Source organism: Prosthecobacter algae (assembly GCF_039542385.1).
Taxonomy (GTDB): domain Bacteria; phylum Verrucomicrobiota; class Verrucomicrobiia; order Verrucomicrobiales; family Verrucomicrobiaceae; genus Prosthecobacter; species Prosthecobacter algae.
On the sequence record NZ_BAABIA010000003.1, the window covers coordinates 44,725 to 63,654 of the forward strand.

An 18,930-nucleotide genomic window follows, 5' to 3' on the forward strand; every position below is an offset into this window, starting at 1 on the left:
CTGGGCGAAGATTTAAGAAGTGGCTTCGAAGTGCATGGCATCGCGGGCGATCAGCGCCCCGAGGGATTTCCAGCCTTCCCGGGCGAAGGCCTCCATCACTTCCAACGGCATGACTGCGACTGTTGGCCAGTGCATTTTCAGACCGTTCTGTGCCTGGTTCCAATCGGTCGCAGCGCCACGGGCATGCAGCGATGGCAGCGAGCTGGTCCGCATAGGCCGATCATTGTAGCAGCCATCAAACTTAGCCAGGATCTGCGGATGAGTTTTAGAAAGGTCCACAATGACCCGGTAGAGGCTTTCAGCGACGCGCTCATGACAGCGGATCGTCTTCACGGCTTTGCCCTCATACTTCACGCCCAGGCCTGTGACGTTCAAGTTCACCAGACGACTCTCATCCCCCGGTTTGCCATAGAAGGCGGTCAGCGCGGCTTGATTAGGCTTAGGCCAGGGATTGACCTTGGGCATCAGCTTGCGCAGATAGGCTGCCAGCTTGGCGATGGATTGCGGTCCCCAGAAGCCATCAGGAGTCGCACCGATCTTCCGCTGCATGTTGATGATATCTTGCGTCTTCATGGGAGGTACGGGTGAAGGTAATGAAAGGCGATGCGCAGAAGGACGAGGGCGATAGCGAGCTGGATCCAAAGCCAGGCCCAGCCCTGGGGACCGAAGGCCATCACGGCCTGGCCCATCAGAAAGGCTTGCCGGGCACGCATGCCGTCTTCGCCTTCCTCATAGGAGACATGGTCCCAAAGGCGCGCAGCGAAGTGGCCATGGATCACCGAAGCCGGGGGAGCTTCGGGCAACTGGTCTAACAAGTTGTCGCGCAAGAAATCCGACCCGCCCTTGAGCAGGTCGCAGAGGAAATCATGTTCCAGGGATGGCAGCGTCCACGGCCCCTCAGGAGTCAAAAGAAACGGCTGCCCCCAGAACCAGGACGGGACGGAGGCCTTGTCGAACTCATAGCCGCCGGGAATCCAGAACGTGCGCAGGCTGCCATCAGGCATCGCGACGCTGAACTGGTAATCCTCTTGCAGACGCCAGAGCGGACCTTGACGCCCAGGCAGCCAACCAAACCCAAACTGGGCAGGCCGGACGTACTTGATGCTGGGCAGGTCTTCCACCATGGCCTTATTTGCTGGAGGTGACATCCACGACCGGCAGAGTCGCGACCGGAGCGCCACCAAAGAGCGCGGCCCCAGCTTCGCGGGCAAAAGCGGCATCCTCTGGAGTCACAGCCCCCTTGGCTGCGGCGTAAGTGAGGGCGATGTTGCTCACCGTCTGCAGGCGGGCATTCTGGGCCGGGTTGGCACAGGAGGAAAGGAAGGACAAGCTGGCGATGGCGACCAGAGAGAAGACTTTGATTTTCATACAGGTGCTGAGGATGAGGATGGAGAGAGAGGCCTAACCGAAAATGACGCGGCAGCCGGGCAATAGCCAACCCGACCACCGCGCCACCCTTCGCGTTAACAACCCCTAGGCCTCCATCATCCGCCCAGACCTCACCCCGCGCACCTGACCCGAAGTGCCCGTCGTGCAAACCTACAGGCACAAAAAAAGCCCGGCCTTTTTTAGACCGGGCTCTATTTCACTTTCCAAAACGACTTCTGAGCCATCCCCGGAAATACAACCAGAGAAGCCAGCCGATAGCTATCATCAGCCATTCATACCAGGCATAGTGCATTAGTCGCGGGAGGTGCGCTTTACCCACTCATCCCATTCCTTTTTACTGTCTCTCAGGATCTGCTGTTCCATCGCCTTCATTCGCAGGCGGTCTTCATTCTCTTTCCTCACCCGCCACCAATCAGCAGCGCCTAAGACAAAGCAGACCAAAGCCACCGTGATGGCTGCATACCCCAAGGCCCCGCCCGGCATGGGCCGCGCCTTCTCACTGCGCACCCACAGGTAGCAGCCAACGGCGACCAAGAGATTGAAAAGGAAGATGATCACATTGATCACCATCGAAGGCAAAGGCACCTGATAAGAGGCGATGGCCAACAGGCCAAAAATAAACACGCCAGCGATGCCCAATGGCGTGAGATGGCCAGGGCTTTTCTCTAGCGTGTAAGGCTTGGGTTCAAGCACAGGCTGAAGATCAGCGAGAGGCTTCCATTCACTCTCCCCTTGAGGCATGAATTGCATCGCGAGATTGAGCGCGCCTTGCTTCCACATCCCGCGCAACTGGGTTAGGGTGAAAGGGCCTTCCGTTTGCCCGTTTCTGGCGATGTAATAGGTGGGGGTCATGTTTTCTTTTTGGCGGCTCGTTTGCTGGGGTAAATGACTTTTTCAGGCGGGCTTTGTAATGGCTCGGGCTCAGGTTTTGGGGGCCTTTCATTTAGAGACACATTCACGCGATCTGGTACCGACAAGTAATCTGGCGGAACCTCAATCCCCATGGATGCCATCTTTTCCGCCAAAGCCTCTCGAACGAACTGCGCGCGCGCCACCCCCTTGAGGTTCCGTATTCGTGCTTGGTCCACCAAAGACAGCAGCTTCGTTGGCAAGCTCACTGTCATGATGGTTTGGCTGGGGTCTCGTCTTGGGGGCATTCATACTGAGTAAGACACGCTCTAAAAATATATCAACGATTGTTTGACACGTGTAATACTCAGTAATACACGTTCAGACATGGAACCAAATCCAAAAAAAGGCACGAAGAAGCGGGGAGCTGTCCCAAACAATCGCAGCACTCGGATCTCCATCCCAATCCCCAAAAACTGGGAGAAACCCATCAACGCCGCTGTCGCCATGAAGGACACGGACCGCAGCAAGCTGGTCCGTGAAGCCCTTCGCGAGAAGCTCGAAAAGATGGGGATGAAGCTCCCGAAGATGGAGGCGGCCTAACATACATTTGGAATACGCATTTTTAGCCACCGCGTTACACCCCTTTTTTATTCATTCGCACTAAAGCCGATTTCATGGATCCCGACCTGAAAAGACTGTTAGCCACACCCCGCGACCGCGATCTGACGGTCCGTGAGGTGGCAGACGTCCTGATGGTCCATGAAGTCACGATCACCCGGGCCGTGAACCGGGGTGACATCGAAAGTAAACGCCACTCCGGCCGGGGGCAGGGATCCCGGCATAGCATCCGCATCACCCGGGAGGCCGTCCTGGTGTACATCGTCAAGATCTGCAGTGGCGATCGCACAGCCCTTTTTCACAGCATCCAAACAAGCTGCCCGCCCGCCTGGTTGGATCTGGCCCTGAAAACTGCCGGACTGCACACGCTGTCACCAGCCCCGGCACCGCTGGCCATCTCGCCCAACCAGAAGCGCCCCAAAGCCGCCCCCGCCACCGACCCCCTGGCCGGACACTGCGGCGACCTCTTTACCCCCCGCACCATCGCCTAACCACCCCACCCCATGAGCACCCCAAACGACATCGAAGAACAGATTAAAGAGTACCTGCTGAAGAAGCTGGCCGAACTGCGCGCCGTCGCCCCTGGCGAGATCATCCTGACCGCACGAACATACCAATCCGACACTCTCCCGGCCCGGGTTGCTTGGGAAGGCTACTGCAGTGAGACCGGATGGGAGCTTTCAGGAGTTAGCGCAGATGACGTGATTTCGATCATCGCAGCCAAAGCCCGTAAGCTCCCCTCATTGGTGGAAAAGCTCCGCGAACAGGCGGCCCAATTGATGGAGAAAGCCGACGAGCTGGAGGCCAAAAGCGCCCCCACTTCGAAGGCCAACATCGAAACCTTTCACCAGGAGGCCGCGTGAGCATGAACCACGAACATCCCATCCTTCGTCGGCATCGCCTCATCACCCAGGGCCAGACCGAAGCCGCCCGGCCAGACATCGCCGCCGTGATGGCGGCCAACCTCCAACTGCTAGCGCATCGCGCCCATGCCAAGCAGACGCCCAGCCTGCAAATCGCCCCACCTCGCCCCCGCCTTCATGAGCTGCTCAGCCGCGCCGCTCAAACAGCCCAGACCTTCACCCACAACCCTACAGCCCCACAGTCATGAGATATCAAGAATTGATCAACCGCCAATCCAACATCGTGAAGAAAGTCTTGGTCATCGCGCTAGCAACCATACCGGCTTCATTTTGGCTCAATTTCCTGACCATCCTGCTGGCCAATACCGTGGGTAACATGAGTCAGCGAGCCTGGGCCGAACTCAGCCTTACCCCCGAGCCATGCGGACGGCCTGGCTGTGACTGCGAAAAAGACCGGGCCGCTCTACTCGCTGGGCTCACGACGCTTCGGGAGTCTCATCAAAAAGTGATTCGGCATAAAACCCCGCACGGCTGATCCCCAGACCTTCACCCCTAAACATTGATCCTCATGACCACTGCCACCCGCATCCATTTCGGTGATTCCTTTGAGCTTCGTGAAAAGCTCTTCTTCATGCATCGCCAGTGCCAGGCCCTGCGCTTTGCCTTCCTCTGCGCGCTGATGTCCACGGTCTGCGCGGTTGCAGGCTTCCTGATCCATTACAATCAGATGTCGCCCTTGTGGTTAGGCCTCGCCGCGCTGGGCACGCTCGTCTGGATCTGCGCTGCCGTGCTCTTCTACGTCATGCCCAGCCTGCAGGAGCTGAACCAGCGCGCCGAAGAGGAAAGCGAAAACCACTAACCTTTCACCCTCGCTCCCGATCGTGACCACCACCCAACTGCACCGCGCAGCGCATTATCAGCGCCAGCTCATTGATGACGCTGCCCAACAGGCCGACCTCCTGGATCTGGCCGCCCTGAACCAGCCCACCGCCGAAGACCGCGCCGCCGTGCAGGCCACGGCCAATGCGCTGCGCGTGCAAGGCCAGCGACTCATCCTGGAACTGCATGAGCTGGAAGCCCGCCTGCCCCAACCACCCGAAGCCCCGACCCCGCCCCCGGCCGTCTTTGACCTCAGCGATGAGGCCATCCCCGAAGACATCGCCCATCGCTGGCTGCCCCTCACAGAAACCGCCATTGCCGCCTAATCATGTCCAAAGCCAAACCAACCAAGACCGTTTCGGTCGAGATCGTCAAGCCGGACGAATCACCCTCTCGGGAGGGTAAACTTTGCGCAACCACGCTAAGCAATCCACTTATCCCTGAATTTGGCGATATCAATCAAATTGGCCTGTGGTTGAAAAATGAGGTCTGTAATTTCGAGCGTGATGAACGCTCGCTGACCCTGCGCATGGTCAGGATCGGCATGGTGTTGGTCTGGGTGGAAAAGACCCAGCCTCGTGGCACTCAGGCTAATCTCCTGATGCTGCACTTTGGCCAACGTAGCGCCAAGCAGTTGGAAAAGTACATCGCCGCCGCGAAGAAGGTTATGCGGCATCTGGATCTGCTTAAAGGCAACACGCTGACCAATGCTTCCGAGCTGAGCCAGGTGGTCTGTTTCCAGCCCGATCTTTTCGACGATGCCGAAACCCTGAAGCATAACGCCATCCTGCAAAAGGTCAGCGACTTCATCGGCGGGCGCTCGCTTTCCAAGCTGCTCAATGAAGACAGCCCGCTGGCGCTGGGGGAAGCCCCAGAGCTACCCAACACGCCGAACGGCCATCAGAAGGACGCCGCCAACAAGCGCCAGGTGAAGCCCCTCGAAATGGTGAAACGGGAAGCTTTTGAAAAAGCCTTCAATGAGTTTTTAGCCAGCTTCAAAGCCAAGGAATGGCAGCACTGCTATCTCCACGCCCTGCCTGATCCGGGCAGCGTCGGTCTCCTGACTTTGGAGGCCGAACTCAAGAAAGCCCACGAGGCCGTCGCACAGCATAACCGCGAACAGGCCCTGAAGGACCGCACCAACACCCGCAAACGCTAACCACTCATGGAACTGCTCGCCTCCTACACCCCTGAAGACGTCCCCGCGATTGTCCTGACCGACATCGAAACCCGGGAAGTCATTCACACGATCGAACCTTCCCGCGATGGCCGCGTCTCCCTCATGTGGCGCGCCGAAGACTGGGCCGCCCGCAACGGTCACAAGGTCGCCGAGCGCGACTGGTCCAACCTTTCCAACTGAGCCGATATGAACCCCACTGAAATCACCAAGCGATGGGAGGCGGTCGCTCCATGCTTTGGCTTCAAGCTGGATAGCTGGCTGAAGCTGATGCGGATCGCCGCCGCTGGCACCGGTGGAATCACCCTGCGCGAATACTTGGACGCCACCCATCACAAAGAAGGCCTGGGCCTGAATTTGAAGACGCTGCAAAAGTGGGAAGGCGCGGGGCTGATCCGCCGGGAAGAACGCAGCAACGGAACGAAGCGCGTTTTCATCCGCTACTTCATCACGGCCAAAGGCGCGGAGCTGCTGCGCGTGGAGATCCCCGAGACGCCCGCCGCCGTGGAGATCCAAGCCGCTCCCAAACCCCGCCAGATCCCGCAGGCCAAACCCGCCGCGACCCCAGCCCCCATCCCCCGCCTGATCCTGCCCGAAAACAGGAAGCTGAAGAAGCTGCACCTCAAGGCCCTGCACCTCCCCACCCTTTGACTCTCATGCGCCCCTCCATGCTCCCTGCTCATGATTGGCCCGTTGGCCTGCACTTGGCGCTGACTGAAAAGGTCATGATGCCCAAGGTACAGCCGCACTGCACCAATCCCGACTACGCGATCCAGGATGCCGACCTGACCCGCGAAACCATCACTCTCTTTCCACCGGAACGCCTGATCCTTCAGCGCCTGGTCAACCAGGGCCGTCATGCCGTCTGCCTGCATGGCGGGGTCAATATCGTGGTTCTCAGTACCCGCTATCTCAAACCTCTGGAAAAAGACCAGGCATTCAAAACGGCCCAAGCCGCCTAACCAATTTTCTCACCATGGACCGCGACGATTACTTTGCCCAGACCTGCACCGCCATTACCGTGCCAGCTTCCCGCACCCTCAGTGCTGAGGAGCGCCGGTTGATGACGGATAGCGCCCGCCGTTTCTTCGACGGTCTGCGGTGGGTGATGGTCAATCTGGATACCCTCATCAAGGCAGGCCAGAAAAAGCGGCCGCTGTGCGTGATCTGGGCCGCCGAACTGCGCGCCGAATACGGCATCGAGCTTTCCGCCGAACGCATCCGCAAGTACCATGACAAGTGGCTGGAAGTGGGAGAAAAAGCCCTGATCAACAAGTCCCTGTGCGGCAAGGCCCCGGAGAAAAAGTCTCTCCCCCCGGCCATCGTGGATCAGTTCTGGGCCCTTTACCTGGACATGAAGGACAAGGCCAGCGAAGCCGCCGCTTGGCGCGCCCTGATGGCCAAGCTGGTGAAGGGTGAAAAGCTCAATGGTGGGATCACTTGGCAGTCCCTATTTTTCAGCCTGCACCCGGCTGCAGATCTGCCCGCTGCCTGCCCCTGGAATCATCACAACCCGCCTCCAGGATGGAGCCAGAGCAACTTCGCCGCCCAGCCCAAACCTTCGGACGTGGTCAAGGCCCTGGCCCTGCGCGGCATGGGCGCGGCCAAGGCCGTGCTGGCCCGCCAAGCTGGCGTCCGCATGGAATGGTCATCGCTGCGCATCGGCGAGTGCTACATGATTGATGACCATGACGTGGACTTCCGCTGCATTGTTGAAGGTCAGTTGGTACGTCTGCGCCTGATCGTGCTGATCGAAGTCCGCAGCCGTCGTGTGATGGCCTACGTCGTCCGCCCGCGTCTGAAGGACGAAGACGGTACCGAGCGCAGCATTAGCCGCCGGGATGTGCAGCATCTTGTTGCAGGCTGGCTGCATAAGTACGGCCTGCCCCGGGACTACCCCGCTTATTTCCACTGCGAAAACGCCGCCGCTGCGATCACGACCGACTTCGAAATGATCCTTCATCGGGTCACAGATGGCCGCCTCATCATTGACCGCACCGCGCTTTATTCCGGCGTGTGCCAGATGGCCAGCTTTCGCCAGTCCGGTGGTACACCCACAGGCAAGGCCCCGATTGAAAGCAAGTTCCGCCTCTTTGACATCGAGCTGGCCCATGTCCGTGGTGCGACAGGCCGCAACTACATCCACAAGCCCGAAGAGCATCAGGGCCGTCTGAATGCGGCCAGCGCCCTCATCAAACGCGCCCGCGCCCTCAGTCCCATGGATCAGAGCGATCTGGCCCAGCTCACCCAGCAAGGGGATGTTAAAATGCCCTTTCCCTCCCTGTGGGAAGCGCATCAGGAAATTCATCTGGCCATCCAGCGCATGGATGCGCGGACCTGGCATAAGATGGAAGGCTTCCTGGAGGTCGCCGAGTTCCGCACGGATCCCCAGGGCACGACGTTTTACCCGCTTCACGAGGCTCTGTTTGAGCAGCAGTCAAAGGACACTCAAGAGCTGATTAAAGAGTTCTTAACCTACCCCGACAGCCTTCAAAACAGGATGCTTTCCTGGGGCCGGGTGCGTGCCGAATCTTCCGCCGAATGCTGGCTGCGTTTGCTCAAGGGCGTGTCCTTCGTGAAGGTCAGTGATGCGGGCCTTGCGGAGCTGCTCTTGGACAGCATCACTGCCGAATGGCCAGGCACCGGGGCCATCCGCCTGGACATCGCGGGCGACAAGATCGAGTTCAAAGGTCGCCTGGAAGACGTGCTGCCGAAGACCAAGCTGCGCTTCCGTTTCAATCAGGACGCGCCCTCCGCTGTCTGGGTGCAGGATCTCGCAGGCCGCCCGCTGGGCACGCTGAACCGCGAAGACCGCGCTCATTACCACGATGCCGATGCCCTGAAGGATCGCGCCGCCTTCAAAGCCGCCGAACTCGCCCGGGGCATCCAGGAAGTACGCCGCTATGAGCTGAGCAGCCCGGATGCCATCGCCGCCCTGCAAGACAACCTCAACACCGCCGCGCTGATGACGGCCTTCGAAGGCCCTCACGCCGCGCCCGTCCCCGTCGCCACCATCCACAGCGAGACCAGCGAGGCCCTCGTCAAGGAAATGGAAGGCCGCACTCTCCCCCCCGCCAAAAAGGAAACCGCCGCCGCCCGATATCTGCGGCGCAACAAGCAAGCCTAACCAAAAACAAGCCCACCCCACCCTTATGCCTGCACTCCATCACAACCATCCTGAAGCGGAAGAACGCACCGAAGTTCAGCCCGCAGTCAAAACCCTCTGGAAAGCCGGGAAACATTGGACCACCTACCCGGAAGAGTGGCAGAATCTCATCATCCAGTGCGCCGATATCCAGGCCCGTCTTCGGGCCACCGGAGCCCAGGGCCGCAACTGGTCGGATGAAGACTTCGCCGGCACTTCCGCCATCGGTGGCAAATGGGCTTCCTTCCGTGTGGGGCTCTACCCTTATCCCGCGACCGCGAAGACCCGCACAGAGCTTCGCCTTGGCCTGGACGATCTCCTGGCCCATGCACGCAATCACGAGCTGCGCACCCAGGACGCAGCGCAGCGGGCGCAGATCGCCGCCGTCTCCAGCCAGTTCATTGAGCTGCCCGATTATCAGGCCATCCGGGGCGCGATCAGTGCCGCGCATGCAAAGATCGGCGAGCGCAACGAAGAGCGCCTGGTTGTCTTCCGTGCCCGCACACGCGGCGGCAAGACCTGGCTGGCTGATAAGCTGATGGAAGAGGGCATCGTGACCTGGAAAGTCACCGCGACCCCATGCTGGAAAGCCAGCTACAAAGCCATGCTGCTGAAGCTGGCCGAACTCATCGGCATCAGCGAGGCCAAGCGCACCGTCCTGGATCTGGAGACCGTCGTCCTGAAGTCCATGAAGACCCTCGCTGGTGTGCTGCTCTTCGAAGAGGTCCAGAGCCTTTGTCATCAGTCCCAGGAGTTCATCAAGACCATCTTGAATGAGACGACGCTGACCGTCTGCATCTTCATCACCAATGAGGCCCACGACACCCTTTTGGGCAAAGGTGGCAACGAACTCGCGCAGCTCTTCGCCCGGGCCGAAGCCAACCTCCCCGCCTCGCCCATCACCGCCGAAATCGTCCGCCTCTTCAACCCCGCGCTTTATGCCCAGGTGGCCCACGAGGGCCAGCTCGTCCGCATCGCCAAGGCCGCCAATGACCTGGGAGCCCTGAGCGCCGTCCGCCGCATCACCGACATGATCCGCGCCGATGTGAAGACCGGAGCTGTCATCACTGACCAGATCGTGGACGCCGCCATCGCTGACTATCGCAGCCATGTCCCCATCGTCCGCACCACCCGCGCCCTCTTCGGCGCATCCACCACCACCCGCAAAGCCGCCTAACAAAACCCATATTCAGCCCCTTATGAAAAGCTATTTCAAGATCACGTCTGGCTCTCTTTACACCATATTGAATGAAATCAGTGAGCAAAACAAACTTGCTCAAGCTGCCGCCAAAGAATGGGGAAAGAAATACCCTGAGATTGAAGGCATCCGGGGGCTATGCGTGACGTTTGTCGAAGGTCATGTCCCAACGGGAAACCTTTGGAGAAAGCATAAAAAAGGCGGCTTCACGCCTAACAAAGGCTGCAAAGAAGGGAAAGCCCTGGCGGCAGAAATGGCGGCCCTCCCATCTCGTCCCGGAGGGATGCAAGTACTTATGGCCATGATGACGGTCAGCACCTGCAAAGACATCATGCGTGTCAATCAGACTGGCACCCCAGGAATCAAGCAAAGAGGCTCTGATTTCTATCTGGCATGTGATGACTGCTGGCTGCCAAAGAATCGGGCCGGAATTGAGGAGATCAAAGCCTCTGAATACGAGTCCATTCAACGCGCTTCCACCACCACCCGCAAAGCCGCCTAACGCTTATGCCTGCCCTTCTCGCCCTCCCCGCGCCAGCAGATCCACTGGCCCGATATGTGGCCATCCGCGAAGCTCAATTACAGAACCCTCATCTTACCCTTACCCATCCCTGGGGGCTGCTACGCAAATGCTTCCTCTACAAACGGCCTTCCTGGGTCCTCCTGCAGGTGGAACGCGCCAATGAAGAGCGGCGGCAGATGGATGCGCGGGTCTTTCGCAGGGTCCAACGGATTGCAAGACGGCATCAGGCCAAATGGCCCCCATTGGCTGGCGTCGCGAGGTTTCCCTCACATGCCCTTTCCATTCGTCAGCCCTGGGCCTGGCTGATCGTTCACGGCCCAAAGCGTTTTGAAAACCGCATGTGGTCAAAGTTGAATCCTGCCCGCCATTTTCGAGGCCCTTTCCTCATTCACGCTGCCCAGGGAATGACCCGCGACGAGTACGCCATGGCCCATGGCATGGCAGAGGAAAATGGCGTGATCCTGCCCCCCTTCGAAGAGCTTCAAAGAGGCGGTATCATCGGTGAGGCCCATGCCGCCAACTTTGTCGAGTTTAGCGAAGTCGATCCTGGCGACGCCCCCTGGGCCTTCACCAGCGGCATTGAACTCATCAACGTGAAGGCAATCCCATTCAAACCCTGCAAAGGCCGCCTGGGCTTCTTCAAGGTCAATTACGACGAGCTTTAAATCCATGACTGGAGACCTCCCATTGCCTGACTTTCGCAGCCTCCTGCAGGAACTGGATCCAGCCTTCACCCAAGGAGCAGAGTACACCCTGACAGAACCCGAAGTGGAGCTGGTCTTTCTCTCCCTCCATCGCCTCGCCGCCATCGAAGAACTGGTCGCACAAAAAGACTGGGAAACCCTCGCCCGCTACTGCCCACCCGCCCTCTAATTATGGCCCCTGAATCCACCAAAGGCCGCAGCTTTAAGCCTTACATTAAAAAAGTCCCCGGCCTGCTGAAGAAGATGCACGAGGATCATTTGGCCGGACTCCGCCTGTTTGAGCTGGAGGCAAAGTATGGCTATGGTCGCTGGAACATTCGGAAGGCTTTTGAAGGCGCTGGTTTGCAACTCATCAAGCGGGGCGACGGTCGTTTTCAAAAGACGCTGTACTTTCATTCGGAAGCTGAGATCGCTGCCTTTGTGGAGAAAAGCACGCGCTTCGTGGTGCCTCGTCCGCTGGCTACTGAATGGCGCGAATGGCCGCTGGAGAAACGCGCTTCGCTGGTCCGTCAGATGGTAGCTAAACATGGATGGCCCAACCCGCGCCCGGAAGGCCCATTTAGCGCAGGCTTGGAACCTTTCGATTACACCAGCCCCCGTGCTCATGAGGTGGCGGCCCAAATGAATGCCGGGCTTGCCTCCCGCGACTGGATTTGTCATCTTAAAATCTGCAGCCGGGGAGTGATCTTTGAGGGCAAGCTTTACTGTTGGATCCAGAAGTATGGCTACGTGAGAGGAGGCTTCACGAAGGGCAAAGGGCGGGAATGCCTTCACCGCCTCCTTTACAGCCGTTACCACGGCCCCATTCCATCCGATGGCATTGTCCGCTTTCGCGACGGTAATCAGAACAACATGGATCCGGCCAACCTGTATCTGGAAACCCGGAATGACCTGGCAAGGCAGAACCAAGCCGCCGGCCTCACGCGCAGATCTCGCGCCCATACCGCCGCTCTGCTGAAGCGCGTCAATCAAACCTCGAAAGGAACCGCACATGAACTTGGAAAAATTCTTGGATGAACTGGAAGCTGAAGAGCTTTCCCGGGTGGGGCCGCTGGACGTGAAATCCCTTGTGGATCAGGCCCGCGAAAAAGGCCTGGTGATGGGCGGTGAAGCCCAGGCCCGAAAACTGACCAACATCGAGGCGCGGGGCATCCTCACAGCCATCAATGGCCGCAAGCTCAAGGCCCTCCCGAATGGCTGCCCTCTGGTCAAGGCCCTGCCCATTGATAAGACGGGTGGCGAGCTGGTCACCAACCTAGCCGGGGTGCAAACCCGCTGGATGGATGTCAGCCCGGAAATGGCCCGGCTTTGGCTGCTGAACAACTTTAACAACCGCAAGGTTTCGATGGATACCGTCCGCTCCTACGCCCGGGAGATGGTGAACAACAAATGGATCCCAACACATCAGGGCATTGCCTTCAATTCGCGGGATGAACTCATTGATGGACAACATCGCCTGATGGCCATCGAAATGAGCGGCGAAACCGTCCGCATGCTGGTGACTTTTGGCCTTCCCACTCGTGTGGAAAACACCCGAATGACTGGGATGGATGCCGTTGATCGTGGCAAGACTCGCACCGTCGCGGATCAGCTCAAAATTCAGCATGGTCTCAAAGGTGGTAGCATCCTCGCCGGGATCTGCGCCAGGCTTGCCGGGATCTGCAGCCCGGAGCGCACGCGCCGCCTGACGGTGGGGGAAGTTTTGGACATCCACGAAGCCTTTGAAGAGGCCGTGGATTGGGTCATTGCCAACCGCCCCAAGGCCCACGGGCTGAAACAGGTGGGCGTACTGGCCGGCTTCGCTTTTGCTCTGGCTGTGGATGGCACCGACGGGGCCGTCGCTGAGATGTTTGACCAGCTCGTCACAGGCACGGCGCCGGAAGGCTCTGTCATCACCCTTTTGTATCGGTTTTTGACCAGCCCGGACGCCATCCTTTTGACCCGTGGAAACGACCGCGCTTTGGCCGAACTCGTCTTGCAGTCCATCTGGCTGCAGGAGCGTGGCCAGATCGTCTCCGAATTGGTCCAGGACACCCAAGGCATCGAGGTCTGGAGATCCCGTCAACCCGACCGCGTCAAACGCATCGCCAACATGTTCCTCCTCCCCTCCATGGAGGCCGCCTGAACTCCTCATTTTCTCAACCCAAACCCACCCCACTATTATGTCACGAATCAAAGTCTCAGACCTCAAAAAATCCGGCCTCTTCCTCCTTCCAAACGCCATCCGTTCCGATGAAGAACTGGAGCTGGCCGTAGCCAGTGCCGGCGACCTTGAAATCTCCATCGAACGCAAGCAGGCGCAGATGATCCAGGAACTGGCCGATCTGAAGGAAAAAGAGCAGGCCATCAAAGAGCGTTACAGCCTGGAAATCGACAACCTGAAATCCAAGCTGGACGCCGAACAAAGCCGCGCCCGCGCATGGTGTGAATCCAACCGTGAAAGACTCTTCGGAGACAAGAAATCCATCACGATCCTGGCCGCTGAACTCCGCTTCAAGGCCACCCCTGGAAAGTGCGAGCTTTCCCCGGATCTGGATGATGCCGATGTCATCGCCCGGATCATGGCCCTGCCTGATGAAGATGCCGACCTCAGGGACCAACTGATCCGCATTGATCCCCAGCTAGATCGCGAAGCCTTCCGGGTGCTTTGGAACTCCACCGCCCCCGGTTCTCCTGAACGCGAAAAACTCGCCAATATCGGGGCGACTGTCGTCAAAAAAGAGACCTTCGTGATCACCACCGCCACCGGCGGCAAAGTGAAGGGCGAAAGCAAGAAAAAGGAGGCCGCCTGATTATGAAAACCACGCGGTACATGACGCCCCTTTCTAAGGTCCAAATCACCCAGCTTTGCGCCCTGGCTTCGAAGGCCTTCAAAGCCGCCCAAGCACGCGGGGCCCTGGACGATGGAATGACCGCCGAACAGTACCGCCGCGAAGGTCAAATGGAGGCCGCGCAAGTGGCCTCCCTGAAGGAAGCCAACCAAGGCCATTATCTGGAGATCCGGGGCAAGTGGTGGACGGTCATTGGCAACCTGGAGCGGGCCTTTTACGACTTCCTGAACGCGGGCCCCGAAAACGAGGCCCGCCGCCAGATGGCCTGGCGTCTCGCTGGCCAGGTCTCCGCCCTCGCAGATACCCTGGCGACCAACGCACACGACAAGGCCACCAATGAGGCCATCCGCGCCCTGCGCCCCGAGGAGCAGCTCCCCGAAATCCCCAGGATGTCCGCCGAAGAAGCCGCCCGCCAAGCCTGGGCCTACACACGCAGCATCGCGGTGGCCCGTTTTGCGGGCCGGTCCATGGAATCCCTGGATCCTGACCAACTGGAGCAACTGGGCTTCACGATCATCAACCGGACCAGCGCCAAGAGGGGCGTCGGTGACTCCTGGACCCGCAACAAGAGCCAGCGCCGCTCAAAAACCTCTAAAAAGGCGCTGAAGAGCTTCTCAACCGCCGATCAAGGTCGCCGGGGCCACGTTGCCCCAAGCATGCCGGATCTGGCGGAAAGTGGGTCAGATCGCCTGTAGATCCCCCCGTCTAGCGGTCCGTGTGGGTCACAATGTACCGCCCGAATCCGCCCTTTTCCGGGTCAATCCGGTTTCTTTCCTTCAACAGGGCACTCCAAGAGGAAGCCCAGACCGCTGGCCACTTTCTCATCGTCTGGGCAGCCGTGGCCCATTTCTTCCAGCTCAGCCTCGCCAGCGTGATCGCCGAATACATCCGCCTGGAATGGGAACTCGCCACCCGGCACCTTCCCACCCCGATGGCTCCGATTCGTGATGAATCCATCGCTCTGCTGACCAGCCAACTCATGCACACGCCCAAGATCGGGCTCCAACTTCTCGGTGCAGAAGTGGACCCAGCCGAAGCAGCGAGCGAAGAGTCCCTGGCCAAGCAGGCCCCATGACCTGCCCCCATCCTCTCCGTCATTCGGCGGGGATGCGGTTCAGCGTGTAAGCCGAAAGGCGATGCCACAGAGGCGAACCATCTTTGGCATTCACCTCAGGCAGTTCGAACTCGTGAACATACCCGGCGCGCAGGTTTGCACATTTCACCGTCAGGCTCAGTCCGTCTTTGGAAAGCTGCCAGCCGCTCAGTTTCAGAGGCTGGGTTTCTACCTCGGGGCTGCCATACTTCGCCGTGAACAGGTAGGTGTAGCTCTGCGCCTTCGTCAGCGTCCAGTTGGCCGGTTTGATGGGGCGGGTGAAGGTGAAGCGGAAACCGTCCTTGAGAGACTCCAGTTTCTGCACTTCCAGCAGAGGCTTGCCCGTTGGCACTAGGCGCTGGATACCGAAGGGCCGGTTGCCATAGCTGTTCCAGCCACGGTTCGACTGCCCCACCACCATCGAACCATCCTGGAGGAAGTTCAGCGTCAGCACCGCGCTCTGCAGGCCGCTGATGAAAGGGAAACAGGCCCCCTGATATTCGCCACCCACCTTTTCCAGGAACACACGATTCACCCCGGAAAGCACGAACTCACCGACAAAAAGCTGCTTCTCAAAAGGCCCGAACTTGCCACCGGTCTCATCGCAGCGAAGGCCCGTGGGGCTCTGGCCTAACTTCACGTATGGAAACCAGATCGCTGGCGGTGTGTAATGCGGGACTTGCTTCATGGCCTCCGCAACCGTGATACCATCGGGCTGTTTTCCTTCAGGGGCTGGGATGGGCGAATCCGCACGCTTCATGTCCACCAGCGAATCGGCATGGCTGAAATAGGCCCCTTTGCGGATGTGCATTAGCGGATTCGTCGGCATCCAGTTGCCTTGCTGGTCAGTAGCAAAAACGTCCCCTTCGGCATTCAGGCCGATACCGCACGGACTGCGAAACCCGGCGCTAAATCCCGTGGCCTGCGTGCTGCCCTTCGGCGTGATGACGGACCAGCCGCGCCACAGCGGATGCACGCCCTCCTCCCCTGCCCCGGCCCACTTTTTGCCCATCGAGCAATTGAGCGTGTTGTGCATGTTGCCTTCGCGGTCAAACACGGGCCCGTAGGCATACTCATGGTAGGCACCGGAGACGCCCCAGCCCTGGCCCACGGTCTGGTATTCATCCGCCGAGCCATCGCCGTCAGTGTCACGCAGACGCGTCACCTCGGATCTTTGCGTCACGTAAAGCGCGCCCTCATGCCAGGCTAGGCCCAGTATCTCGTGCATGCCGGAGGCGAAGAGCTTGTAGCCCAGTTTCTCCACCGTGGCCGGTTCCGCCTGGGGGTTCTGAATGATCCAGACCTCCCCTTTGCGGAGAGAGACCGCTAGCTTGCCATCGGGCAAAACGGCCAGGCCGCTGGCCTCCAGATTGGTGCCTTTCGGCACGGCGTAGGTCACGATGCGATAATACGGATTCGCTTCCTCCGCCTGCATGGCAGGCAGGGCCAGGATAGAAACCATTGGCAGCACGCGCTGCATGCGACTGCGCAGCCGTAACTGAACCAGCCTGCACGCTTTCTTGAATGACATTACCATGACAGCACCTCCTTCGTGATCTCGCCGTTGATCTTGATTTCGTGGTCGAAGCCCTTGCCATCTTTGGCGGGCCGCAGCGTATCCTCCACCGGCTGACCATCTTGCAGATACAGGAAAGTCGGCACACCGGCCTTGTCCAGACGGTAACCCGAAAACACCCGCTTACCCGTCGCGGCTGGCAATTCCTTCAGATCGGTCCCCAGCGGTTTGATGGGCAGCATCTCTCGGCTCTGCCAATTGCTCATCGCATCCAGGAACCGGCCACGCCAAACCTGCGTCCAGCGAACTTGGACGGCATCAAAAGTGGCATGCAATCCCTGAGGAAAACCGACCGCGATGGCATGGCTGCCAGCACCTTCAATAAAGCTGCGGAAGACGATCGGACGCCCCAGTTTCTCAGGCTTCAGTTCAAAGTCTTCCGTAGACAAAAGCCCCTCCGGCAACGGCTGTCCTTCCAGCTCCTTGAGATAGATCCAGATGGACTCAATCTCCTGGTCCGCCTTCTTCCTCCCCATGAACATAGGAGGCATCATGGTCCCTGGCTGAGTGGCCTGTGGGTTCAACAGCAGCTCCTTAAAATACTCTGGCTGCAGCCGCTCGACGGTGTGCGTCAGACGGATCACCGGGGGCCCCAGAGACTTGCGTTCCTTCAGCCCATGGCAGGCCACACAAGCCAGTCCGGTGGAGCCGAGGAGCTGCCGCCCGGTCTCCGCACGATGATGTTTACCCAGGCCGCTGACATCAATGGTCACGGGTGTTTCCCGCTTATCCGCCTCAGGCAGTAGGCCTAACAACATCTCCGTGTGCGCCCGGCCAAAGTTGGGCATGCGGGTATCCATGTAGGGGCGCACACTGCCGCCTTCACCCCACAGCACTTTGCCAAGCCAGTCCTTCGTCAGCTTGCGTCCCACGTTGTCCAAATTGGGGGGCAGGTGTGCAAGTTCGCCCAGAGATTCGGCGCTGCCGTCGTTGGAGCCAAAATACTGCGCACGAGGATCTTCAGGACCACCTTTACCATCACGGTCATGGCAGGCATAGCAGTTCAGCCGCGTCATCTGCCAGTCCACCTTTTGCGCGGCGGTCAGCTTCGGTGCATCCTGCTTCTGAATGGCCGTGATGGCTAGGCGCAGAGCGCGCTTTTGTAGATCATTGAGATCGTAGCGAGGCACCCCGCTCGGCTGGGTTCCCGCCAGACAGCCCGCATCCACCTTCAGTGCGGCCAGCGCTTTGGTTTTGACAGCGGAGGCCTTGGTCAAGTCTTCCGGCAATACCCCTGCATGGCAGGCAACGCAGTTCATTTGGGCAAAGACTTCCTTGCCCTTTTCCACTCCTTGTGGGGGCATCTTGAGGGCAGCACGCTCTGCCGCAGGCTCCACCTCGCGCCCCAGATGCATATAGGCGGCGATGTCCGCCGCCTCCTGTAGGCTCAGTCGCATGTTTGGCATGCGTCCCGCAGGACGATGTGACAGGGGATCAAAAAGAAACTCCGTCAGCGCATCGACCGAATAAGCTTCCGCCAAGATCAAAGGCACCGATCCTAGCCCCGGCTTCTCGATTTCCGCATCAGCCGCCGCCTTGGCTGGGCGGTAGTCCGTGGCGGGCTCATGGCAGGCCACACAGCCCACCTTATGATAGATGTCCTTGCCCCGCGCCATGTCTCCCGCTGGCATCTTCGGCGTGGCGGGTTTCAGCGATCCCAAAAACTCCGTGAGCGCCTCCACCTTCTCCGCATCCCCCTCTTCTCCGGCAAACAGGCCGGGCATCTGGGTCCCCTTTTTGCGATGCTGCGGGCTGCGGATCATCTGCCAGAGACTGTCGGCATCCAGGCGGGAGCCCACCTTGGTCAAGTTGGGCCCAGCCTTGGGAGCCAGCCTTTCCTGCCATGACTTGGGCGGCACATGACAGGCGGTGCAGTTCAGCTCGCCTAACAACAAGTATCCACCTTCCACCACATGCTCGTCTGGATCTTCGGGCAGGTTGAACTGATCGAAATTAAAGACGTAGGCATGGTTGATGGGCTCTGCCTGGAGCGGATGGGACCGGGCAGGGCCGCCAAGAAACGCCATGGGCGCCAAAATGGCCAGGAGCTTGGTGGAACGGGTCATGGTGGGTGGACCTTGG

The 18,930-nt window shown here is 59.4% G+C and carries 27 protein-coding genes; 21 read left to right on the forward strand and 6 right to left on the reverse strand.

Annotated features, from left to right (window positions below):
- Positions 1–12: 12 nt before the first annotated feature.
- The 4 genes from ABEB25_RS06990 to ABEB25_RS07005 all read right to left on the reverse strand — a co-directional run bounded on the left by ABEB25_RS06990 (position 13) and on the right by ABEB25_RS07005 (position 2,241).
- The gene (locus ABEB25_RS06990) at positions 13–573 is read right to left on the reverse strand and encodes a hypothetical protein (protein WP_345735678.1); all 561 of its coding nucleotides are present in this window, start codon (positions 571–573) and stop codon (positions 13–15) included.
- Entirely contained in the window at positions 570–1,148 is a 579-nt protein-coding gene (locus tag ABEB25_RS06995; RefSeq protein ID WP_345735679.1) for a DUF1353 domain-containing protein, read from the reverse strand. The genes ABEB25_RS06990 and ABEB25_RS06995 overlap by 4 nt, the downstream gene beginning before the upstream one ends.
- Positions 1,129–1,368, reverse strand: coding sequence for a hypothetical protein (locus tag ABEB25_RS07000; protein WP_345735680.1), 240 nt, complete (start codon positions 1,366–1,368; stop codon positions 1,129–1,131). The genes ABEB25_RS06995 and ABEB25_RS07000 overlap by 20 nt, the downstream gene beginning before the upstream one ends.
- A 312-nt stretch (positions 1,369–1,680) precedes the next feature.
- Entirely contained in the window at positions 1,681–2,241 is a 561-nt protein-coding gene (locus tag ABEB25_RS07005) for a DUF4339 domain-containing protein (RefSeq protein WP_345735681.1), read from the reverse strand.
- Between the two features lie 384 nt (positions 2,242–2,625).
- On the opposite strand from ABEB25_RS07005, the gene ABEB25_RS07010 reads away from it, so the two are divergent.
- From ABEB25_RS07010 to ABEB25_RS07110, 21 genes are all read left to right on the forward strand, one after another.
- On the forward strand, positions 2,626–2,841 hold the full coding sequence (locus ABEB25_RS07010; protein ID WP_345735682.1) for a ribbon-helix-helix domain-containing protein: 216 nt from the start codon (positions 2,626–2,628) through the stop codon (positions 2,839–2,841).
- Positions 2,842–2,915: 74 nt separating this feature from the next.
- On the forward strand, positions 2,916–3,350 hold the full coding sequence (locus tag ABEB25_RS07015; protein ID WP_345735683.1) for a helix-turn-helix domain-containing protein: 435 nt from the start codon (positions 2,916–2,918) through the stop codon (positions 3,348–3,350).
- A gap of 12 nt (positions 3,351–3,362) precedes the next feature.
- The gene (locus ABEB25_RS07020; RefSeq protein ID WP_345735684.1) at positions 3,363–3,722 is read left to right on the forward strand and encodes a hypothetical protein; all 360 of its coding nucleotides are present in this window, start codon (positions 3,363–3,365) and stop codon (positions 3,720–3,722) included.
- 2 nt (positions 3,723–3,724) lie between these two features.
- Positions 3,725–3,970 (forward strand): hypothetical protein, encoded by a 246-nt coding sequence (locus tag ABEB25_RS07025; protein WP_345735685.1) that lies wholly within the window; start codon positions 3,725–3,727, stop codon positions 3,968–3,970.
- Positions 3,967–4,257, forward strand: a complete 291-nt coding sequence (locus tag ABEB25_RS07030) for a hypothetical protein (RefSeq protein WP_345735686.1) — start codon at positions 3,967–3,969, stop codon at positions 4,255–4,257. The genes ABEB25_RS07025 and ABEB25_RS07030 overlap by 4 nt, the downstream gene beginning before the upstream one ends.
- A 33-nt stretch (positions 4,258–4,290) precedes the next feature.
- Positions 4,291–4,581, forward strand: coding sequence for a hypothetical protein (locus ABEB25_RS07035; protein ID WP_345735687.1), 291 nt, complete (start codon positions 4,291–4,293; stop codon positions 4,579–4,581).
- 22 nt (positions 4,582–4,603) lie between these two features.
- The gene (locus tag ABEB25_RS07040; RefSeq protein WP_345735688.1) at positions 4,604–4,927 is read left to right on the forward strand and encodes a hypothetical protein; all 324 of its coding nucleotides are present in this window, start codon (positions 4,604–4,606) and stop codon (positions 4,925–4,927) included.
- A 2-nt stretch (positions 4,928–4,929) separates the two neighbouring features.
- The gene (locus tag ABEB25_RS07045; protein WP_345735689.1) at positions 4,930–5,760 is read left to right on the forward strand and encodes a hypothetical protein; all 831 of its coding nucleotides are present in this window, start codon (positions 4,930–4,932) and stop codon (positions 5,758–5,760) included.
- A gap of 6 nt (positions 5,761–5,766) precedes the next feature.
- Positions 5,767–5,961, forward strand: coding sequence for a hypothetical protein (locus tag ABEB25_RS07050; RefSeq protein ID WP_345735690.1), 195 nt, complete (start codon positions 5,767–5,769; stop codon positions 5,959–5,961).
- 6 nt (positions 5,962–5,967) lie between these two features.
- Positions 5,968–6,429, forward strand: coding sequence for a hypothetical protein (locus tag ABEB25_RS07055; RefSeq protein ID WP_345735691.1), 462 nt, complete (start codon positions 5,968–5,970; stop codon positions 6,427–6,429).
- A gap of 17 nt (positions 6,430–6,446) precedes the next feature.
- On the forward strand, positions 6,447–6,740 hold the full coding sequence (locus tag ABEB25_RS07060) for a hypothetical protein (RefSeq protein ID WP_345735692.1): 294 nt from the start codon (positions 6,447–6,449) through the stop codon (positions 6,738–6,740).
- 14 nt (positions 6,741–6,754) lie between these two features.
- Positions 6,755–8,905 carry a hypothetical protein gene (locus tag ABEB25_RS07065; protein WP_345735693.1) on the forward strand — a complete coding sequence of 717 codons (2,151 nt, stop codon included), beginning with the start codon at positions 6,755–6,757 and terminating at the stop codon, positions 8,903–8,905.
- Between the two features lie 25 nt (positions 8,906–8,930).
- The gene (locus ABEB25_RS07070) at positions 8,931–10,100 is read left to right on the forward strand and encodes a hypothetical protein (protein ID WP_345735694.1); all 1,170 of its coding nucleotides are present in this window, start codon (positions 8,931–8,933) and stop codon (positions 10,098–10,100) included.
- 22 nt (positions 10,101–10,122) lie between these two features.
- A complete protein-coding gene (locus ABEB25_RS07075) occupies positions 10,123–10,623 on the forward strand; it encodes a hypothetical protein (protein WP_345735695.1) in 501 nt (166 codons plus the stop codon).
- A 5-nt stretch (positions 10,624–10,628) separates the two neighbouring features.
- Positions 10,629–11,309 carry an ASCH domain-containing protein gene (locus tag ABEB25_RS07080; protein ID WP_345735696.1) on the forward strand — a complete coding sequence of 227 codons (681 nt, stop codon included), beginning with the start codon at positions 10,629–10,631 and terminating at the stop codon, positions 11,307–11,309.
- Between the two features lie 4 nt (positions 11,310–11,313).
- Entirely contained in the window at positions 11,314–11,517 is a 204-nt protein-coding gene (locus ABEB25_RS07085) for a hypothetical protein (protein WP_345735697.1), read from the forward strand.
- 2 nt (positions 11,518–11,519) lie between these two features.
- A complete protein-coding gene (locus tag ABEB25_RS07090; protein ID WP_345735698.1) occupies positions 11,520–12,365 on the forward strand; it encodes an HNH endonuclease signature motif containing protein in 846 nt (281 codons plus the stop codon).
- Positions 12,340–13,473 carry a hypothetical protein gene (locus ABEB25_RS07095; RefSeq protein WP_345735699.1) on the forward strand — a complete coding sequence of 378 codons (1,134 nt, stop codon included), beginning with the start codon at positions 12,340–12,342 and terminating at the stop codon, positions 13,471–13,473. Before ABEB25_RS07090 ends, ABEB25_RS07095 begins: the two co-directional genes overlap by 26 nt.
- A 37-nt stretch (positions 13,474–13,510) precedes the next feature.
- Complete coding sequence (locus tag ABEB25_RS07100; protein ID WP_345735700.1) at positions 13,511–14,140, forward strand: host-nuclease inhibitor Gam family protein; 630 nt, start codon at positions 13,511–13,513, stop codon at positions 14,138–14,140.
- A 20-nt stretch (positions 14,141–14,160) separates the two neighbouring features.
- The gene (locus ABEB25_RS07105) at positions 14,161–14,874 is read left to right on the forward strand and encodes a hypothetical protein (protein WP_345735701.1); all 714 of its coding nucleotides are present in this window, start codon (positions 14,161–14,163) and stop codon (positions 14,872–14,874) included.
- A 143-nt stretch (positions 14,875–15,017) separates the two neighbouring features.
- Positions 15,018–15,254 carry a hypothetical protein gene (locus tag ABEB25_RS07110; protein ID WP_345735702.1) on the forward strand — a complete coding sequence of 79 codons (237 nt, stop codon included), beginning with the start codon at positions 15,018–15,020 and terminating at the stop codon, positions 15,252–15,254.
- A gap of 19 nt (positions 15,255–15,273) precedes the next feature.
- Here ABEB25_RS07110 and ABEB25_RS07115 read toward each other — a convergent pair whose 3' ends face one another.
- Positions 15,274–16,734 carry a DUF7133 domain-containing protein gene (locus ABEB25_RS07115; RefSeq protein WP_345735703.1) on the reverse strand — a complete coding sequence of 487 codons (1,461 nt, stop codon included), beginning with the start codon at positions 16,732–16,734 and terminating at the stop codon, positions 15,274–15,276.
- Between the two features lie 68 nt (positions 16,735–16,802).
- Positions 16,803–18,914, reverse strand: a complete 2,112-nt coding sequence (locus tag ABEB25_RS07120) for a c-type cytochrome (protein WP_345735704.1) — start codon at positions 18,912–18,914, stop codon at positions 16,803–16,805.
- Positions 18,915–18,930: the final 16 nt, after the last annotated feature.

What these genes read in the sequence shown, in the direction of transcription:
- ABEB25_RS06990 (WP_345735678.1), bottom strand. Translation starts at nt 573, where the DNA reads ATGAAGACGCAAGATATCATCAACATGCAGCGGAAGATCGGTGCGACT.
- ABEB25_RS06995 (WP_345735679.1), bottom strand. Translation starts at nt 1,148, where the DNA reads ATGTCACCTCCAGCAAATAAGGCCATGGTGGAAGACCTGCCCAGCATC.
- ABEB25_RS07000 (WP_345735680.1), bottom strand. Translation starts at nt 1,368, where the DNA reads ATGAAAATCAAAGTCTTCTCTCTGGTCGCCATCGCCAGCTTGTCCTTC.
- ABEB25_RS07005 (WP_345735681.1), bottom strand. Translation starts at nt 2,241, where the DNA reads ATGACCCCCACCTATTACATCGCCAGAAACGGGCAAACGGAAGGCCCT.
- ABEB25_RS07010 (WP_345735682.1), top strand. Translation starts at nt 2,626, where the DNA reads ATGGAACCAAATCCAAAAAAAGGCACGAAGAAGCGGGGAGCTGTCCCA.
- ABEB25_RS07015 (WP_345735683.1), top strand. Translation starts at nt 2,916, where the DNA reads ATGGATCCCGACCTGAAAAGACTGTTAGCCACACCCCGCGACCGCGAT.
- ABEB25_RS07020 (WP_345735684.1), top strand. Translation starts at nt 3,363, where the DNA reads ATGAGCACCCCAAACGACATCGAAGAACAGATTAAAGAGTACCTGCTG.
- ABEB25_RS07025 (WP_345735685.1), top strand. Translation starts at nt 3,725, where the DNA reads ATGAACCACGAACATCCCATCCTTCGTCGGCATCGCCTCATCACCCAG.
- ABEB25_RS07030 (WP_345735686.1), top strand. Translation starts at nt 3,967, where the DNA reads ATGAGATATCAAGAATTGATCAACCGCCAATCCAACATCGTGAAGAAA.
- ABEB25_RS07035 (WP_345735687.1), top strand. Translation starts at nt 4,291, where the DNA reads ATGACCACTGCCACCCGCATCCATTTCGGTGATTCCTTTGAGCTTCGT.
- ABEB25_RS07045 (WP_345735689.1), top strand. Translation starts at nt 4,930, where the DNA reads ATGTCCAAAGCCAAACCAACCAAGACCGTTTCGGTCGAGATCGTCAAG.
- ABEB25_RS07050 (WP_345735690.1), top strand. Translation starts at nt 5,767, where the DNA reads ATGGAACTGCTCGCCTCCTACACCCCTGAAGACGTCCCCGCGATTGTC.
- ABEB25_RS07055 (WP_345735691.1), top strand. Translation starts at nt 5,968, where the DNA reads ATGAACCCCACTGAAATCACCAAGCGATGGGAGGCGGTCGCTCCATGC.
- ABEB25_RS07060 (WP_345735692.1), top strand. Translation starts at nt 6,447, where the DNA reads ATGCTCCCTGCTCATGATTGGCCCGTTGGCCTGCACTTGGCGCTGACT.
- ABEB25_RS07065 (WP_345735693.1), top strand. Translation starts at nt 6,755, where the DNA reads ATGGACCGCGACGATTACTTTGCCCAGACCTGCACCGCCATTACCGTG.
- ABEB25_RS07070 (WP_345735694.1), top strand. Translation starts at nt 8,931, where the DNA reads ATGCCTGCACTCCATCACAACCATCCTGAAGCGGAAGAACGCACCGAA.
- ABEB25_RS07075 (WP_345735695.1), top strand. Translation starts at nt 10,123, where the DNA reads ATGAAAAGCTATTTCAAGATCACGTCTGGCTCTCTTTACACCATATTG.
- ABEB25_RS07080 (WP_345735696.1), top strand. Translation starts at nt 10,629, where the DNA reads ATGCCTGCCCTTCTCGCCCTCCCCGCGCCAGCAGATCCACTGGCCCGA.
- ABEB25_RS07085 (WP_345735697.1), top strand. Translation starts at nt 11,314, where the DNA reads ATGACTGGAGACCTCCCATTGCCTGACTTTCGCAGCCTCCTGCAGGAA.
- ABEB25_RS07090 (WP_345735698.1), top strand. Translation starts at nt 11,520, where the DNA reads ATGGCCCCTGAATCCACCAAAGGCCGCAGCTTTAAGCCTTACATTAAA.
- ABEB25_RS07095 (WP_345735699.1), top strand. Translation starts at nt 12,340, where the DNA reads ATGAACTTGGAAAAATTCTTGGATGAACTGGAAGCTGAAGAGCTTTCC.
- ABEB25_RS07100 (WP_345735700.1), top strand. Translation starts at nt 13,511, where the DNA reads ATGTCACGAATCAAAGTCTCAGACCTCAAAAAATCCGGCCTCTTCCTC.
- ABEB25_RS07105 (WP_345735701.1), top strand. Translation starts at nt 14,161, where the DNA reads ATGACGCCCCTTTCTAAGGTCCAAATCACCCAGCTTTGCGCCCTGGCT.
- ABEB25_RS07115 (WP_345735703.1), bottom strand. Translation starts at nt 16,734, where the DNA reads ATGGTTTCTATCCTGGCCCTGCCTGCCATGCAGGCGGAGGAAGCGAAT.
- ABEB25_RS07120 (WP_345735704.1), bottom strand. Translation starts at nt 18,914, where the DNA reads ATGACCCGTTCCACCAAGCTCCTGGCCATTTTGGCGCCCATGGCGTTT.